The organism is Streptomyces murinus, assembly GCF_002154555.1.
Lineage (GTDB): Bacteria > Actinomycetota > Actinomycetes > Streptomycetales > Streptomycetaceae > Streptomyces > Streptomyces murinus.
Map to the genome: position 1 here is coordinate 1 of NZ_MUNF01001083.1, position 662 is coordinate 662.

The following is a 662-nucleotide window of genomic DNA, read 5'->3' on the forward strand; positions in this document are numbered from 1 at the left end:
GCGTCAAGGACGCGGACCGGCTGGAGAGCGAGCTGTACGACCGCCGGTTCCTCGTCGCCCGGCCGTTGCTCCAGGCCCTCCAGAGGCAGCCGTCGGTGCTGCTGGTGGACGAGATCGACCGCGCCGACGACGAGTTCGAGGCGTTCCTGCTGGAGCTGCTGTCCGAGTACGCGGTGACGATCCCGGAACTGGGCACGCTGCGGGCCGAGGTGCCGCCGGTGGTCGTCCTCACCTCCAACCGGACCCGGGAGGTGCACGACGCGCTGAAGCGGCGGTGTCTGTACCACTGGTTCGACCATCCCGGCTTCGCCCGTGAACTGGCCATCGTGCGCCGCCGGTTGCCCGAGGTGTCGGCGCGCCTGGCCGAGCAGGTCACGGCTCTCGTCCAGGCGTTGCGCGGCGCGGACCTGGTGAAGCCCCCAGGGGTCGCGGAGACCATCGACTGGGCGGAGGCGCTGGACGCCCTGGGGGCCACGGAGGTGGACGCGGAACTCGCCGTCTCCACGCTGGGTTCGGTCCTGAAGTACCGGGAGGACATGGACCGGGCCAGGGGTCTCGACCTGGCCGCGGTGCTGGCCGCGCGGGGGGTGTGAGCGCCATGGCCGGTGGCGGGCGGGCGGAGTCCGGGCGGGCCCGGGTGCCGACGGCGGGGCCCGCCGGGG

General features: G+C 73.7%; 1 protein-coding gene. It reads left to right on the plus strand.

Features of this window, described 5'->3' with window-relative positions; translation table 11 throughout:
• A partial coding sequence (locus CCN72_RS37790) for an AAA family ATPase (protein ID WP_086812718.1) occupies nucleotides 1–593 on the plus strand: 593 nt, incomplete at its 5' end.
• Between the last annotated feature and the right edge of the window lie 69 nt (nucleotides 594–662).